Origin of the sequence: Arthrobacter sp. 2RAF6, from assembly GCF_052115205.1 — a bacterium.
In the GTDB taxonomy this organism is placed as follows: Bacteria; Actinomycetota; Actinomycetes; order Actinomycetales; family Micrococcaceae; genus Arthrobacter.
In genome coordinates this window covers 129123-144141 of sequence record NZ_JBFRGF010000003.1, presented here as the reverse complement: position 1 = coordinate 144141, position 15019 = coordinate 129123, and the positions used below count along the sequence as shown (strand labels likewise).

General features: G+C 65.8%; 12 protein-coding genes and 1 riboswitch. Of the genes, 8 read left to right on the top strand and 4 right to left on the bottom strand.

From position 1 onward, the window contains the following. The first annotated feature begins 52 nt into the window (after positions 1-52). Positions 53-658: a hypothetical protein gene (locus tag AB4Z38_RS03365; protein ID WP_441428396.1), complete on the top strand. Its 606-nt coding sequence runs from the start codon at positions 53-55 to the stop codon at positions 656-658. Here AB4Z38_RS03365 and AB4Z38_RS03360 read toward each other — a convergent pair. Then, entirely contained in the window at positions 631-1587 is a 957-nt protein-coding gene (locus AB4Z38_RS03360) for an EamA family transporter (RefSeq protein WP_441428395.1), read from the bottom strand. The two genes, AB4Z38_RS03365 and AB4Z38_RS03360, sit on opposite strands and share 28 nt — an antisense overlap. Before the next feature lie 72 nt (positions 1588-1659). Between AB4Z38_RS03360 and AB4Z38_RS03355 the strand changes: the two genes are divergently transcribed. Further along, positions 1660-2619, top strand: coding sequence for a LysR family transcriptional regulator (locus tag AB4Z38_RS03355; RefSeq protein WP_441428394.1), 960 nt, complete (start codon positions 1660-1662; stop codon positions 2617-2619). An 82-nt stretch (positions 2620-2701) separates the two neighbouring features. Here AB4Z38_RS03355 and AB4Z38_RS03350 read toward each other — a convergent pair whose 3' ends face one another. The 3 genes from AB4Z38_RS03350 to AB4Z38_RS03340 form a co-directional block, all read right to left on the bottom strand. Continuing rightward, positions 2702-3232 (bottom strand): SixA phosphatase family protein, encoded by a 531-nt coding sequence (locus AB4Z38_RS03350; RefSeq protein ID WP_390281196.1) that lies wholly within the window; start codon positions 3230-3232, stop codon positions 2702-2704. Positions 3233-3376: 144 nt separating this feature from the next. Then, the gene (locus AB4Z38_RS03345) at positions 3377-4246 is read right to left on the bottom strand and encodes a winged helix-turn-helix domain-containing protein (RefSeq protein WP_284984188.1); all 870 of its coding nucleotides are present in this window, start codon (positions 4244-4246) and stop codon (positions 3377-3379) included. A gap of 667 nt (positions 4247-4913) precedes the next feature. After that, positions 4914-5726, bottom strand: coding sequence for a hypothetical protein (locus AB4Z38_RS03340; RefSeq protein WP_441428393.1), 813 nt, complete (start codon positions 5724-5726; stop codon positions 4914-4916). 242 nt (positions 5727-5968) lie between these two features. On the opposite strand from AB4Z38_RS03340, the gene AB4Z38_RS03335 reads away from it, so the two are divergent. The 6 genes from AB4Z38_RS03335 to AB4Z38_RS03310 all read left to right on the top strand — a co-directional run bounded on the left by AB4Z38_RS03335 (position 5969) and on the right by AB4Z38_RS03310 (position 15007). Further along, the gene (locus AB4Z38_RS03335; RefSeq protein ID WP_078106594.1) at positions 5969-6709 is read left to right on the top strand and encodes a response regulator transcription factor; all 741 of its coding nucleotides are present in this window, start codon (positions 5969-5971) and stop codon (positions 6707-6709) included. 12 nt (positions 6710-6721) lie between these two features. After that, entirely contained in the window at positions 6722-8200 is a 1479-nt protein-coding gene (locus AB4Z38_RS03330) for an ATP-binding protein (protein WP_441428392.1), read from the top strand. A 164-nt stretch (positions 8201-8364) separates the two neighbouring features. Continuing rightward, a riboswitch (cyclic di-AMP (ydaO/yuaA leader) is annotated at positions 8365-8538 on the top strand. A gap of 2 nt (positions 8539-8540) precedes the next feature. Continuing rightward, positions 8541-9260 carry a hypothetical protein gene (locus tag AB4Z38_RS03325; protein ID WP_441428391.1) on the top strand — a complete coding sequence of 240 codons (720 nt, stop codon included), beginning with the start codon at positions 8541-8543 and terminating at the stop codon, positions 9258-9260. Between the two features lie 159 nt (positions 9261-9419). Further along, positions 9420-10790, top strand: coding sequence for a glycosyltransferase (locus AB4Z38_RS03320; RefSeq protein WP_441428390.1), 1371 nt, complete (start codon positions 9420-9422; stop codon positions 10788-10790). Then, complete coding sequence (locus AB4Z38_RS03315) at positions 10787-12856, top strand: ArnT family glycosyltransferase (protein ID WP_441428389.1); 2070 nt, start codon at positions 10787-10789, stop codon at positions 12854-12856. The genes AB4Z38_RS03320 and AB4Z38_RS03315 overlap by 4 nt, the downstream gene beginning before the upstream one ends. Positions 12857-12862: 6 nt before the next feature. Further along, positions 12863-15007 (top strand): ArnT family glycosyltransferase, encoded by a 2145-nt coding sequence (locus AB4Z38_RS03310; RefSeq protein WP_441428388.1) that lies wholly within the window; start codon positions 12863-12865, stop codon positions 15005-15007. Positions 15008-15019: the final 12 nt, after the last annotated feature.

The window sequence follows — 15019 nt, the reverse complement described above, 5'->3', positions numbered from 1 at the left end:
ACTGCCGCGTCTTGAGGCGTGGCGATGCTGCCGGTCAGGGATGATTAATCCCATGCGTCACATGGGGAACAGCGGAAAGCTTGCGATCATCTCTGCTGTTGTGTCCGTTGGTTTGCTGGTGCTCCTCGCCATCACCCTTGAGGAAACGGTGATGTACACCTTCCTCGGGGTCTTGGCGATTGGCTACTTGGCGTGCGTCGCCGAGGTTTTCACCCGTCGAAGGTACTTCATGCTGGTTCTCGGAGCCATCTCGACGATCCTGTTCATCGCGTTCGGAATCGCGTTCCTGCGCATGTGGGGCCTCGCCTTCAACCAGGACGAGAATGCCCTGGGCAGCGCGGTGAGCACCAAGGATTCCGACATCTACTTCTACCTCGCCGCGCTTTCCGGCTGCAGTTCCCTCCTGGTCTTGTTCGTGGGAGCGGTATGGCCATCCCGCAGGAACCGCGCGACGGCGGCGGCCCGACAGGCTGCCCGGCGGCCGGCGCCCCGGCCTGCTTCGCGGCTTTCCCCGGCACCCGCCAGGCCCGCCCAGCGGCAGGCTGCCCGTCCGGCGTCGGGGGCTGTGAAGCGCCCGGCGCCCCGCAGCCGGGCAGCCCCCGTCAAGCGCCCGACGTCGGGATCACCGGTTCAGCGCAAGCCCGCTCCCAAGCGCTGACGTACTTCGGGCGCAGCCGCATCCCCGGGCTTCGCGCGCCGCTGCAGCACTGCAGTCGCCACGCCGCCCAGCAGGAGGAAGCCGCCGGCCAGTTCCGCCGTCGTCGGGACCTCTGAAATGAGGAGCCACGCCGCAGTCATTCCTACCACCGGGACCAACAACGTGAACGGCACCACGGCCGAGCTCGGGTAGAGGCTAAGCAGCCGGTTCCAGATGCCATAGCCCACCAGCGACGCGAACACTGCGGTGTACAGGGCGCTCAGGACGGTCGCCGGTTGAAGGTTGGTGAGGGTCCCGACGACGGCGGCCGGGCCGTCCACGATCAACGACAAGGCCGCGAGGGGCAACGGGACCACGGCTCCGGACCAGACCACCAGCCCCAGTCCCGAGGCCGCTTTGGCCTTGCGTGCGATGATGTTTCCCGCGGCCCAGGACAACGCGGCTGCGAGCACGATCATGAGCGGCACCACGGGGGCCACCAAACTTCGACCCACCGCTACGAGGGCCAGTCCGGCGACGCCGAGCACCACCCCCGTCAGCTGGCGCTTGCTGGGCCGCTCGCCCAGGAACCGGGCCGCCAACAGCACCGTCAGGAGCACTTGCGCCTGCAGCACCAGTGACGCGAGCCCGGCCGGCATCCCGAGGGCCATACCCAGGTAGAGGAGGCCGAACTGCCCGGCGCTCATGAACAGCCCGACGCCGATGATCGCCTTCCAGCTGACGTCCGGTTTGCGGACGAAGAAGATGCAAGGGAACACCACCAGCACGAAGCGGATCGCCACGAACAGCAGCGGCGGCACGTCCGCCGCGCCACCGCTCCCATTACTGCCATTCCCGCTTGCGGGGTGGAGGCCAAAGTCGATCGCAACGAAATTCAGGCCCCAAAGGACGGCGACAAGGACGGCGAGTGCTGAGTGTCGGATATTCACGATTCAACTCTGACAGCCAAGCGGATGAAGCACCAGCGTTGAATTCTGCATCGAATCATGTACGTTTGCTTCATGATTGAGATTGCGGCGCTACGGGCCCTCGTAGCAGTGGAACAGCAAGGCTCCGTGGTGGCGGCCTCAGAGGCCATGGGCTTCAGCCCGTCGGCAGTCTCCCAGCAGATCAAGAAGCTCGAGAAGCAAAGTGGTGTGACCGTCCTGGAGCGCCACGGCCGCGGCGTATTGCTAACCGACCGCGGCATGGCATTGGCCGAGTACGGACGCCGGATCCTGGGCGAACTGGAGGAGCTACAGGCCACCCTGCTCGCCGACCCTGCGAAGCCGAGCGGAGTGCTTCGGCTCGTCGGGTTTTCGACGGCCTGCCGCGGCCTGGTCGGTCCGATGTTGGGGAAACTGGGCGCGGCCCAGGCTGTTGCCCCCGACTCTTCGGCCGCGACGGGCTCCGGACTTAACGGCTCCGGGCTTGAAATCCGGGTGGTGGCCGAGGACCCGCGCGAGGCCGTCCAAAGGGTCGCAACCGGCGAAGCCGATCTCGGCGTCGTGCACAACTGGCACTCAGTGCCCTTGGTGATTCCGGAGAACATGGTCCACGAGGACCTCTGCCTGGACACCGCCGACGTCCTGCTGAACTCAGCGCACCCGCTGGCCGGCCGGACCGCCGTCGAGCCTTCAGACCTGGTGGACGAACGATGGATCAGCACGCCGGCCGGTGCCATCTGCAACGAGGCGTTGCTGGCGATCCTCGCAGGCCTGGGGCGCGTGCCGGACATCCGCATCTACGACCCCGACTTCTCCACGCATATCGCCATGGTCCAGCAGGGTGTTGCGGTGGCGCTCGTGCCGCGGCTCGGCAGGCCCGAACTGCCCGCTGGAGTGGTGGCGGTGCCCGTGGTCAACCCGATGCAGCAACGCCAAGTGGGAATCGTGTACCGGAAGACCATGACGGCAAGCCCCAGCATCCGCCACGTGGTGCGATTGCTGCAGGATGTGGCCGCGGGCCTCGAGGCGGGCTAGCGGCGCTCGCCGCGCGAACTGGCAGCAGATGCCCTCTGGCGGCGCAAAAAGGGGCATTAGCTGCCAGTTCGCGCGAAGGGTGTTACTTCTTTGGGCGAGGAACTGCGAAGTGGGTCAGGCGAGCATCCTGCCCATCGAGTTCAGCCCACGGCTTCTCCAGTTCCATCACGGTCATGGCGCTGGTGGGGTACCGGGTTGCGGCATCCATGTAGGCGTCATGGTCGGAGTCACGGGAAGCCAAGTGCATCGCGAGGTCCTGCACTCCGGGCATGTGCGAGAAGATCATGAGTGTCGTGACGGTTTCCGGCACGTGGTTGATGACGGTCAACATCCGCTGCGCGGAGGCGGCGTACAGGCCGTCCTCGAGTTTCGGCGTCGGGGCCTTGTCCCCCAGCTCGCTGCACACCCACGTGCAGGTCTGCCGGGTCCGCAGCGCGGACGAACACAGGATAAAGTCCGGAATCACGTGGTGCTTGAGGAGCCACTTCCCGGCGAGGGGCGCCTCCCGGTGGCCACGCTCGGCAAGGGGTCGTTCATGATCCGGCACCCCAAGGGGCCAGTCCGACTTCGCATGCCGCATGATCACCAGCCGCTTGATGTGATGCTCGCTCATCCCCCCACCCTACTATCCCAACTAGCTCGCATTTGTTGTCGTTTTGACGCCTGTAAACGACAACAAATGCGAGCCAGTTGGGTGGCCAGGAAAGCGAAAGCGCCCGCCACCTTTGCAGGGAGCGGGCGCCTTGAGCGGCTGAGGCTAGATCGAGTATTCCGGAGCGGCCCAGACGATGACCTCGGGGTGCTCGTAGAAGCGGTAGCCCTGGCCGCGTACGGTTCGGACAGTGTTCGCCAGGCGGCCGAGCTTGGAGCGGAGGCGCCGGATGTGGACGTCGATGGTGCGCTCGTTGGGGACCTCTTCGGCGTTGCGCCACAGGCCCTCAAGGAGTTCGTCGCGGCCCACGGTTCGGGTGCCGTTCTCGACGAGGTAGTTGAGAAGCTCGAATTCCTTGAACGTGAGGTTCAGGGATTCGCCGTCGAGGTGCACCTCACGCCGGGCGAGGTCGATCAAGACACCGGACGGGCGGGCTTCCTGTGCAGGCTGCGGGCGGAGCGCCTCGGAACGCTGGCGGTTGCCAACGGTGGGGTCACCGAAAGTCGAGCGGACGACGTCGAGCGCGGAACCGGGCGCGCTGGCCGGGGCTACCGCGACGGCGGCATAGCTCTCGGCGCCGGAAACGAGGGACTGCGCGTAGGCCCGGATTTCCTGGGCAAGCTTGGCGATGGACGTTCCGGCGGCCGCAGCGGTGTCTTCGTCGATGCCCATGTAGAGCACGAACCCGCGGGCCACATTGTCGTTGGCAACGGGACGGATGGAGCGGTCCGCTGGAGCCAGAACAGGCGTGGGTGCGGTCATCGGCGAGGCCTCGTTGGCGGGAACTGCGCGGAGCTGGCCGTAGGAGTTGGGGTTGTAGCCCTGGGGGACGTAACCGGGTGCCTGGCTGCCACCCTGCGGTGCGGGCTGGGCGTAGGCCGGGCGGTTGCCGAAGCCGGGACGCAGGCCGGCGTTCGACGCGGCCTTATTGGCGTTACGGACGGAGATGTGGACGTATCCGGATGCAACTGACATGGATTGCTTACCTCAAAGTGAATAGCCGTCATCGCGGCTTCGAATGCTGGTCTGGTCCCCGCAATGAGATGGGGAGGGGCGCCCGACGCTGGGCAGGGGGCGAATGCCTGAAACTTCTTGGGGTCTTAAGTTAGGCATGCATTCGACAACAGCTCATCGAAGAACCAGCGGGTGCGCTGGGCTCGATCGCTGCGGCTGCAGATGCTGTTGAGTTCTTGTTCACATTTGAAGTGTGCAACGTAACAAAGGGAACTTGCAAGTAACAAAGGACCGAACCGTCCACATTTTGAGACGAATCGGACTATTGTGCCGCACATCACAATTCAGACATGTCCAAATGTGACCCATTCTCGTTCGTCACATTGGCTGTCACGAGCGCAATATTCGAATAAAATTTGATAGAGAGATCGTTTTCTGAATCTGAGGTCACGTCACGCGCTTGCCTTTGAATCTCGAGATATGAAACAACCCTTGTCCAATCCTGAGTCTGCGTCTCATGGAAATTTTTTGCCAAATCGTCTGCTAGGGCCTCGTTGCAGCGCAACCGCGGACGCGCCGTCGTGACCTTTCTTTGCATTCGGAAAGCGCTTACGGCGCGGCGAGTCGCGTCATTATGAGGCCAAAGCGCGGCAAAGAAGGTCACGACGGAGGCAAGCAGCACCCATCGCTAGTTGGTGGTGCCGGTTCCTTGGGTACTTGATGTGGTCGCAGTGACGATCTGGATGGACTGGGCCGTGTACTTGTCGGAATCCTTGAGCGCAGTGACCCTCACGCTGGATCCGGATTTCACATCGGCGAGGGTCAAGGTGGTGCCAGTGGTTCCGCTTCCGCGTTGCCGGACGCCTTCCGCTACTACGACGTCCGTTCCAAGTGCATAGGTGCGGGTGAATCCGTCTTCGCTCTTGACCGTCATGGAGCTCGCCGAGATGTCAGTGACCGTACCCAGCTGGCCCGCCATAGTGACGTAGCTGCCGTTTTGGAGGACCACATATTCCGAGTGGATCGCGGCGTTCAGGCCGCCCATCCCCACCCCGAGGCCACCCGGACCTACGTTCGCGCCGCCTGGGCCGCCGAATCCGCCCTGGCCGTTCTGCCCGGCACCCGGCCCCTGCGCGCTGCTGGTGTCAGCCGCCGCAGTCCCGTTTCCGGCGGCATATGCACCGGCTCCTGCCGCGGCAGCGACCACGACCGCGACGCCGCCGACAATGAGCCCCTTCTTCAAGCTCCAATTCTTGAAAAACGAAGGGCGCGGTTGTCCGGAGTTGTATTGTTGCGGAGCGCCCCACCCGGCGGCAGGCTGCTGGTTCACCGGAGGTTGCGGAGCACCCCACCCGGCGGCAGGCTGCTGGTTCACCGGAGGTTGCGGAGCACCCCACCCGGCGGCAGGCTGCCCGGAATCATCAAGTGGGCGGATCACCGGCTGCGGGTGCCCATTCTCCGGCTCGGAACCAGGTGCGGAGGGGTTGTTTTGCTGATCCATGGTGTTCTCCATCGAAATCGAGACTGTTTGGTCGTGGTTGTGCTTGTCCCAAACAGCGTCAGCCGCTTTGCTGTGCATTGGCTGTGTCGAACGGCAGGCTTGCCTGTGACCTCCCGCGGTGTTGTGTCGGATTCTCCTCCCCGAACCGGCACAACCTCTGGACAGGTGGCTAGGCTGGGACTCACAGGGTGCTCACAGCAACGGCAAAGCACTGGCAAACCGGCAGATTGGAGAGTTGTCCCATGGCATCCTCGCACTCCATGACCAACAACCTTCCGCAGCTCAGCCACCCGGACGGTTCCCCCATCCGTGCCCTTGTGGTGGACGACGAACCCAGCCTCGCCGAGCTCATGAGCATGGGCCTACGCATGGCGGGCTGGTCGGTAGCTGTGGCCGGCGACGGTCCCGCCGCGGTAAAGCTCGCCAAGGACTTCCGACCCGATGTCCTGGTGCTCGATGTGATGCTTCCGGGGTTCGACGGCGTTGAGCTGCTGGGCAGGATCCGCGCCTTTGCGCCTGAGGTGCCTGCGCTCTTCCTCACCGCGAAGGATGACGTGCAGGACCGCATCGTCGGCTTGGCCGCCGGCGGCGACGATTATGTCACCAAGCCCTTCAGCATGGAGGAAGTCCTGCTGCGCCTGCACCGGCTGGTCCAGCGCTCAGGAGTGGCCGCGATGGACACGGCCGAACTGGTTGTAGGTGACTTGACCCTGAACGTGGACACCCGTGAAGTTACCCGCGGCGGCGAAGACATCCCGCTCACGGCAACCCAGTTCGAGCTCCTGCGCTACCTCATGGAAAATCCCAAGCGTGTGGTCAGCAAGGCCCAGATCCTGGACCGCGTGTGGGACTACGATTTCGGCGGGCAAGCCAACATCGTGGAGCTCTACATCTCATACCTGCGCAAGAAGATCGAGGCCAACCACCCGCCCATGATCCACACGGTGCGTGGAGCAGGCTACGTCATCAAGCCTGCCGAATAGCCGGGGCTCCGAATGTCCGCACTCTCGGGTATCCCCCGCCAGACCGACCACAGCTGGTTCAATCCTTCCACCTGGCACTTGCGCACGCGCTTGATCCTTCTCTCCATGGCTCTCCTCGTGGCCATCTGCGGTGCCGTCGGGATAGTCAGCTACGCCTCCATGGATGTGTTCCTCACGAAGCAGCTGGACCAGCAGCTGGCGCAGGCCTCCCATGGCCGCCCGCCGCAAGGCAATCCTGGCGGCCGTCCGGACCCCCTGGATCCCCGGGGTCAGAGCATCGGCACGCTGAATGCGCGCATTCTTGCCGGTCAGGTGAGCAGCGATGCTGGATTCTTGTCCTCCGATGCGACCCGTGCGCCGTTGTCGCCCAGCGACGCTCAAATCCTGTCGGCGCTCCCCTCCGATGGCCGCCCGGTTGATCGCACCCTGTCCAATGGCGGCTACCGGCTCGTGGCCGCCGAAACCCCTTACGGCGATGTTGTCATCACGGGGCTGCCACTCGCCTCGAAGGAGGACACCGAGGCCTCGCTCGTCTGGACCATGGTGCTCGTATCCTTGGGCGGGCTGGTCCTGATCGGGCTGGCCGGAACCGTGCTCATCCGCCGCACCATGCGCCCCCTGGAGCAACTCTCCGACGTCGCCACGAAGGTATCGAAACTTCCGCTCGACGCCGGTGAGGTGGCACTCGCGGTGCGCGTTCCGGCGTCGGCGGCCCATCCGAGCACGGAAGTGGGAAGCGTCGGCCATGCTTTGAACCTGATGCTGGACAATGTTTCCAGCGCCCTCGAGGCACGCCAGCAAAGCGAAACAAAGGTGCGTCAGTTCGTGGCCGACGCGTCCCACGAACTACGCACTCCGCTGACCGCCATCCGCGGCTATACCGAGCTCTTGCGCATGACGGAGACGTTCACCGAGGACGGGCGCAAGTCACTGGGCCGGGTGCAGAGCCAGTCGGAACGCATGACCACCCTCGTGGAGGACCTCCTTCTGTTGGCCCGGCTGGACGAAGGGAAGGCCCCGGAGTTCACCGATGTGGACCTCACGCAGCTGGTGATCGAGACCGTCAGCGACGAGAAAGTCATGGCCCCGGAGCACATCTGGCAGCTCAAGCTCCCGGATGAGCCCCTCACGGTCCGCGGCGACACCACTCAACTCCACCAGGTTTTGGCGAATCTGCTCTCCAATGCCCGCAAGCACACGGAGGCGGGAACCACCGTGGTCACGGGCGTCGTGCGTTCCGCCGACGGCAGCGCCGTGGTGACAGTGACCGACAACGGGCCGGGCATCCCGCCTGAATTCCAGGGCAGGATCTTCTCCCGCTTTGCCCGTGCCGACGCCGCCCGATCGGGTTCCGAAGGCACGTCCGGGCTCGGCTTGTCGATTGTGGAATCCATTGTCCAGGCGCATGGTGGAACCGTCGAAGTGGCGTCGCGGCCCGGCCGGACGGAATTTGCGGTGCGGCTTCCGGCGCTCAGGACCGCCACGGCCTGAAGGGCCACCCAGGAGGGCGCGACGCCGGTGCGCGGCGCGCGCAAGTCGACGCACCGGCGTCGTGATCTCCGTTACCTAAATGTGACTTGAGCTGAATCCTCCTGTACCGTCGAATAGGTGCGCTGGATCATTCCGGCCACCGCCGGGTAGGCGCCGAGCTCTGCCCCTCCCCGGTGCCCAACAGTCCAGGCAGAGACGGGGGACCCAGGTCTCCGGGCAAGCGCTCATGTTGAGCCAGCCCTAGGGGTGAAGCCGTACCGCCACGATTTCCCGTGGCCACGGCCGGATGACCTCATCCGAATCCGACAGCTAACTCCGCAGGCGTCGAGAGGCAATCACCATGTCTGATTCCAGGAATCAGTCGCGCTCTGTTGCGCGCCACCGCGGCGAACCAGCCCGGAAAAACAAGTCACGTTCCACATTGAGGCGAGCCGCCTCGAACCTCGGCACCGGCCAGCGCATGGCCGTTGTTGCCGGCGTCGTTGCTGTGTTCCTTGGTGCAGGTGCCGCCACCCAGGCCGCCGGACAGGCCATTAATGCCCAGGACATGAGCCGCACGTCCGAATCCCGCACGACGGATCACTCAGCCACGCCATCGGCCAGCGCAAGCGCAAGCCCCAAGCCGAGCGCCGCGCCGACGCCGAGCCAGGCAGCCGCCCCCGCTCCGGCCGCCGTTGCGCCCCAGGCTGCCGCGCCGGCCGCCCCCGTGGCACCCCCTGCGCCAGCAGCCCCGGCCGCACCCGTCGCCGTCGATGATCCCTCCGGCGCCCAGGCCTATGCCGCAAGCATCCTTCCCTCCTACGGTTGGGGCCAGGGCGAAATGTCAGCACTGATCACCTTGTGGAACAAGGAATCGGACTGGCGCACCACTGCCACCAACGCCTCCAGCGGCGCTTACGGCATTGGGCAGTCGCTGCCGGCCGAAAAGATGGCGTCCGAAGGCGCTGACTGGCAGACCAACTACCAGACGCAGATCCGCTGGGGCCTGAACTACATCAAGGAACGCTACGGATCGCCGTCGGCAGCGTGGTCCTTCCACTTGGTCCACAACTGGTACTAAACCAAGATCCACGCACAAATACGTCGAGGTCCGTCCCTTCAGGGGCGGACCTCGACGTATTTTGGCCAGGCATGTGATTCGCCACGCCGGTGATACATCCACAGCCACGTCACAGGTTCCGCCTAAAGCCTTCATATTCTGCGACGGCACTCTGGATACATGACGCTCATCGAATCCACCTCCGGAACCCTGAAGGACCCCGCGGTGGTGCCGCCGGGCCTTACCATCCAAGCCAAGACCCCCATTCAACGCAGCACAGGGCGGCGCGCCCCCGTGGACACCCACACCGCCATCCCGGTCCTCGATGTCACCATCCCCGTCTTCAACGAGGAACGCGACCTCGAAGAGTGCCTGCGCAGGCTTCACGGCCACTTGCGCGAATCCTTCCCACATGGCTTCCGCATCACCGTGGCGGACAACGCGAGCACGGACAGCACCTTGAAGATCGCGGACCGCGTGGCAAGGGAACTGCCTGAGCTCGCGGTTGTCCACCTTGAGGAAAAGGGACGCGGTAACGCCCTGCGCAAGGTGTGGCTGGCATCGCCGTCGCCGGTTCTCGCTTACATGGACGTGGATCTCTCCACGGACCTTGCCGCGCTGGCGCCCCTTTTGGCGCCACTGATCTCCGGCCATTCGGACCTCGCAATCGGCACACGGCTGACCCGGAACTCGCGGGTTGTCCGCGGCCCCAAGCGCGAGTTCATTTCGCGTAGCTACAACTTGATGCTGCACTCGTTCATGGGTGCGCGCTTCAGCGATGCCCAGTGCGGTTTCAAGGCGATCCGGGCAGATGTCGCACAGCAGATCCTCCCCCACACCATGGACAACTCGTGGTTCTTCGATACTGAACTCCTGGTCCTCGCCGAACGCTGCGGCCTCCGGGTCCACGAGGTTCCCGTCGACTGGATTGACGATCCCAATTCGAGCGTCGACGTGGTGCGCACCGCCCTGGCCGACATCCGAGGCATGGTCCGGCTCACCCGGGATCTCGTCTCGGGCCGCATCCCCATTCCGGAACTGCGGGCAGCACTTGCACGCGGGCCGCTTCCGGCGTCGTCACGTACTGCCGAGCAGAGCCCGCGCAGCAGCCTTTTCGGGCAACTAGTCCGGTTCGCCGCGATCGGCGCTGCGTCCACCCTCGCCTATGTGCTCATCTTCCTGTTCTGCCGCGGCTTCATGGACCCCCAGCTGGCCAACTTCCTCGCGCTGCTCGTCACGGCCATCGCCAACACCGGAGCCAACCGGCGCTTCACCTTCGGCATCCAGGGCGGCAATCCCGTTCGGCACCACTTCGAGGGATTGATCGTCTTCGGGATCGGCCTCGCGCTCACCTCAGGGGCACTCGCCTTGGTGCACAGTACGACGACGCCGGACCGTTGGGGCGAGCTCCTCACCGTCGTCGCGGCGAACCTCGCCGCCACCGCGGTCCGCTTCCTCTTGTTCCGACTTTGGGTCTTCCGACAGCCTGCCGCGCAGGCGACTGCGCCCGCCACACAAACCAAATCGCGCACAGAAACGGCAGCATCATGACCTCCACGATTACTCCCGCAAGCACAGGACCGGCCGGAACCGACTCATCCGCCGCCGTCGGGACTGCCCCAGCACCGCAGGGCCGTCACTCGACGGGCCCGTCAACCCCCGATGCCACGCCGGGTTGGACGCGATACGCCTTTGGCCGGCAGCCCCGCTGGGTGCGGCCGTCCGCCGCCGGACTCCTCATGGCCACCGCCTTCCTGTATCTCTGGAACCTCGCGGCCACCGGCTATGGAAACTCCTTCTACGCCGCGGCCATCCAGGCCGGCACCAAGGACTGGACGGCGTTTCTGTTCGGTTCGCTCGACGCCGGCAACGCCATCACCGTGGACAAGCCGCCGGCCTCTCTGTGGATCCCTGCTTTGGCAGGCCGGATCTTCGGCTTCTCGCCCCTGAGCATGCTGGTTCCCGAGGCGCTCATGGGCGTAGCCGCCGTCGGTTTCCTCTATTTGACGGTCAAGCGGGTCTCCGGACCAGGCGCGGGCTTGTTGGCCGGTGGCGCTCTGGCACTGACCCCGGTGGCCGCGCTCATGTTCCGCTTCAACAATCCCGACGCCATGCTGACCCTGTGCCTGGTGCTCGCGGCCTACTTCACTACTCGTGCCATCGAACGGGCAGGCTGGAAGTGGCTCGCCGCGGCCGGCGCCGTAGTTGGCCTCGCGTTCCTGAGCAAAATGCTGCAGGGTTTCCTGATTGTTCCAGGCCTCGGACTCGCGTATCTCTGGGCCGCACCTACCCCGTTGCGGCGGAGGCTGCTGCACCTGTTCGGCGCGTTGGCCGGTATCGCCGTAGTGGCTGGCAGCTATGTCGCGATCTTCCAGCTGACCCCGGCTTCGGCACGGCCTTACATGGCGGGATCGACAACCAACAGCTTCCTCGAGCTGACCTTTGGCTACAACGGGCTGTCCCGCATCACCGGTTCGGGCGAGGGCACGCCCGGCGGAGGCGGCGCTGGAGCACCCGCTGGCGGTTTGGGTGCGTTCGGCGGCGGGGGCGGTGGCGGTAACACCGGTTTCGGTGGAGCTGCCGGGATCGCCCGCATGTTCGGCACAAGCTTTGGTGCTGAGGTCTCCTGGCTTCTTCCTGCAGCGCTGATTCTGCTGGCAGCTGGCCTATGGTTCACCCGCCGGGAAGCGCGAGCCTCCCGCACCCGTGCCGCGCTCATCCTCTGGGGTGGCTGGCTTTTGGTCACAGCGGGAGTCTTCAGCTTCATGAGCGGCATCGTCCACCCCTACTACGCGGTAGCGCTCGCACCGGCAATCGCAGCCTTGGTGGGCATTGGCGGCGTTGAGCTGTGGCGTGGCCGCGGGTATTGGCCGGCCAGGATCGTCCTGGCCGTGGTAATCCTCGGTAGTTCGGCTTGGTCCGCGGTTCTCCTGGGCCGCGACGCCTCGTGGCTTCCCTGGTTGCGCATCGTGATCGTCGTCCTGGGTGTGGTGGCGGCCGGTGCAATCCTGCTCCGCCTCGACGCGCTGCGCTTTGCCGGCAAAAATACGGCCGGCCGGTTTCGGAGCGCGGCGGCCGCGGCCGTCGTCGTCGTTTCCCTCCTGGCCGGCGGCCTCGGAACCGCTGCGTGGACGCTCGCGACGGCGGCTACCACCCACTCCGGTTCCATCCCGACGTCGGGACCCACCGGTTCCGCCATGGGCGGCTTCGGAAACCGCGCTGGAGGGTTCGGCGCAGTTGGTAGCGCGGGCCAGGCGGGAGGGCCCGGCTCCGAGGGAACCACCGACGCCGGACTGGCCGCGCTGCTGACGTCCACCACCACGAAATGGTCGGCGATCGTCTCCGGCGCCACCCAAGCCGCCAGCCTTGAGCTCGCCACGAACACCAACGTGATCGCACTCGGTGGCTGGAACGGCGGCGATCCCTACCCCACGCTGGCACAGTTCCAGGACATGGTGGCCAAGGGACAGATCGGTTACTACATCGCAGGTGGCGGCATGGGTGGCGGCGGTGGATTCGGAGGCCAAGGCGGCAATTCCGAGGTAGCCTCCTGGGTACAGGCCAACTTCCAAGCCCAGACGGTGGGCAGCTCCACCGTCTACAAGCTGACAAAGTAGATTCCGATGACCGCTTCCTATTCCACAGACACCGGTTCCAAACCAGCGCAGCCGGTTCCGCCGTCGCGTTTGGTGGAGCCGGTCCTGCCGGACGAGGCTGCTCCCCAGGGAGGGGGCGGCCGCGCCCGGCAGGAAGGGGGCGGCCGCGCCCGGGCTGGCCAAACCCGGAAGTCCCGCCGGTCCCGAAAACCCCGCCGCAACCTTGGCCCGCATACCCTGCGGCACCGCGTGGAGCTCTCCCTTGTGCTCCTCGCAACGGCGGTCCTGTATCTCTGGAACCTCGGCGCTTCCGGTTGGGCCAACCCGTTCTATTCCGCCGCAGCCCAAGCCGGTTCGCAGAATTGGACCGCGTGGTTCTTCGGATCCTCCGACGCCGCCAACTCCATCACGGTGGACAAGCCGCCGGCGTCGCTCTGGATCATGGGCCTCTCGGTACGGATCTTCGGGCTGAGCTCCTGGAGCATCCTGGTTCCCGAGGCGCTCATGGGCGTCGCCACGGCATGGCTGCTGTATCTTGCGGTCCGGCGGGCCGCGGCCCCCGCCACCGGCGATCCACGGCTCGCCCACCGGGCAGGGCTGCTGGCAGCCGTCGTCATGGCCATCACCCCGGTAGCCACCCTCATCTTCCGGTTCAACAACCCGGACGCCCTGCTGGTGTTGCTCATGACGGCCGCCGCCTACGCCACGCTGCGGTCCATCCAGGACAACAAGCTGCGCTGGCTCCTGCTGGCCGGGGTGCTCCTGGGCTTCGGCTTCCTGACCAAGCAACTCCAGGTCCTGCTGGTGGTTCCTGGATTTTCCGTGGCGTACGTGGTTGCCGCGCCGGGTGGAGTGGGGCGCCGCCCGCTTCGGCTGCGCAGTCTCCTTCATCTGCTTGCGGCGGGGGCAGCCATGGTGGTCTCGGCCGGCTGGTGGCTCGCCGTCGTCGAACTCATTCCGGCGAACATGCGGCCGTACATCGGCGGCTCCCAGAACAACTCCATCCTGGAACTGACGCTCGGCTACAACGGCCTGGGCAGGCTCAGCGGCCAGGAAACCGGCAGCGTCGGGGGCGGCAACGGCTGGGGAGTTCCGGGGCTGTTCCGGATGTTCAACAGCGAATTCGGCGGCCAGATCGCGTGGCTGCTCCCCTCCGTGCTGGTCCTCGGGGCCGGGCTCCTGTGGTTGGGCCGCCGTGCCCCGCGCACCGATGGCGTCCGTGCCTCGGTGATCTTGTGGGGCTCGTGGGTGCTTGTCACCGGGCTGGTGTTCAGTTTCATGGCGGGCATCATCCATCCCTACTACGCCGTAGCGCTGGCCCCGGGCATCGCCGGGCTCGCGGGCCTGGGCGGGGTGCTCTTGTGGCAACACCGCGCGCAACTCGTCGCCGCGGTCATGCTCGCCGTGGCAGTGGCCGCAGCGGGATTCCTGGCCTTCGATCTCCTGGGCAGCACCACGGCCTATGGTCCGTGGCTGCGCTGGGCGGTGCTGTCGTCGGCTCTGGCAGCCGCGGCCGGGCTGCTGCTCTCGGGACGCTTCCCGTCCCGCATCCTTCAGCGCACGACGGCGGTGCTCGCCCTCGCGGCCTCCCTCGCCGGCCCCCTGGCGTACTCCATCTCTACCGCCTCCGTGACACACAGCGGCGCAATCCCCAGCGCGGGGCCGACGACGTTCGGCGGCTTCGGCGCAGCTAGCTTCGGCGGCCGGGGCGGCTTCGGACAAAACAACACAGCCCAGAACACTCCCCCGCAAGCCCTCCAGCAGCCGGGCACCCAGGGCAGCGGCTTTGGCGGGAACCGGCAGGGCGGGGGCATGGGCGGCGTGCTCGGCGCCACCACGCCGTCGTCGGAAATAGTTGCCGCACTCAAATCCGGCGCCTCGAACTACACGTGGGCGGCCGCCGTCGTGGGCTCCAACAACGCCGCCGGCTACCAGCTGGCCACCGAACTGCCCGTCATGGCTGTGGGTGGCTTCAACGGCACGGACCCGTCCCCCACGCTCGAACAGTTCCAGCAGCTCGTGGCGCAGGGCAAGATCCACTACTTCATCGCCGGCGCGACCATGCAGGCGAACAGCGGATCGGAAGCTCCTGCCCAGATCGCGCAATGGGTGGCGGCGAACTTCCAGGCACAGACCATCGGCGGGACCACGGTGTACGCGTTGGCTGGGTGAGTGGGCGTGCTT

Bases quoted from the DNA above. Each gene is read 5' to 3' on its own strand.
- AB4Z38_RS03315 (WP_441428389.1), top strand. From the start codon at position 10,787: ATGACCTCCACGATTACTCCCGCAAGCACAGGACCGGCCGGAACCGAC.
- AB4Z38_RS03320 (WP_441428390.1), top strand. From the start codon at position 9,420: ATGACGCTCATCGAATCCACCTCCGGAACCCTGAAGGACCCCGCGGTG.
- AB4Z38_RS03340 (WP_441428393.1), bottom strand. From the start codon at position 5,726: ATGGATCAGCAAAACAACCCCTCCGCACCTGGTTCCGAGCCGGAGAAT.
- AB4Z38_RS03325 (WP_441428391.1), top strand. From the start codon at position 8,541: ATGTCTGATTCCAGGAATCAGTCGCGCTCTGTTGCGCGCCACCGCGGC.
- AB4Z38_RS03330 (WP_441428392.1), top strand. From the start codon at position 6,722: ATGTCCGCACTCTCGGGTATCCCCCGCCAGACCGACCACAGCTGGTTC.
- AB4Z38_RS03365 (WP_441428396.1), top strand. From the start codon at position 53: ATGCGTCACATGGGGAACAGCGGAAAGCTTGCGATCATCTCTGCTGTT.
- AB4Z38_RS03345 (WP_284984188.1), bottom strand. From the start codon at position 4,246: ATGTCAGTTGCATCCGGATACGTCCACATCTCCGTCCGTAACGCCAAT.
- AB4Z38_RS03310 (WP_441428388.1), top strand. From the start codon at position 12,863: ATGACCGCTTCCTATTCCACAGACACCGGTTCCAAACCAGCGCAGCCG.
- AB4Z38_RS03355 (WP_441428394.1), top strand. From the start codon at position 1,660: ATGATTGAGATTGCGGCGCTACGGGCCCTCGTAGCAGTGGAACAGCAA.
- AB4Z38_RS03350 (WP_390281196.1), bottom strand. From the start codon at position 3,232: ATGAGCGAGCATCACATCAAGCGGCTGGTGATCATGCGGCATGCGAAG.
- AB4Z38_RS03335 (WP_078106594.1), top strand. From the start codon at position 5,969: ATGGCATCCTCGCACTCCATGACCAACAACCTTCCGCAGCTCAGCCAC.